Source organism: Pantoea sp. EABMAA-21, from assembly GCF_030053335.1.
In the GTDB taxonomy this organism is placed as follows: domain Bacteria; phylum Pseudomonadota; class Gammaproteobacteria; order Enterobacterales; family Enterobacteriaceae; genus Pantoea; species Pantoea communis.
The window spans coordinates 1-341 of sequence record NZ_JASGBX010000053.1; the positions used below are offsets into that span (position 1 = coordinate 1).

General features: G+C 57.8%; 1 protein-coding gene. It reads left to right on the forward strand.

What is annotated here, in order from left to right; genetic code table 11:
- Nucleotides 1-341 (forward strand): ATP-binding protein (locus QMZ65_RS25230; RefSeq protein WP_283216950.1); only part of this gene is annotated, 341 nt, incomplete at both ends.

Genomic DNA, 341 nt, shown 5'->3' on the forward strand with positions numbered 1-341 from the left:
GTGGCGATCCACCCGGGCTACGGCTTCCTCTCTGAGAATGCCGATTTCGCCGAGCAGGTTGAGCGCTCTGGTTTTATCTTCATCGGCCCGAAAGCTGACACCATCCGCCTGATGGGCGACAAAGTGTCTGCGATCACCGCCATGAAGAAAACCGGTGTGCCGACCGTGCCAGGATCTGACGGCTCGCTGACCGATGACATGGATAAAAACCGTGCCATTGCCAAACGCATCGGTTACCCGGTTATCATCAAAGCCTCTGGCGGTGGCGGCGGCCGTGGTATGCGCGTGGTGCGCAGTGAAAAAGATCTGGAACAATCCATCGGCATGACGAAAGCGGAAGC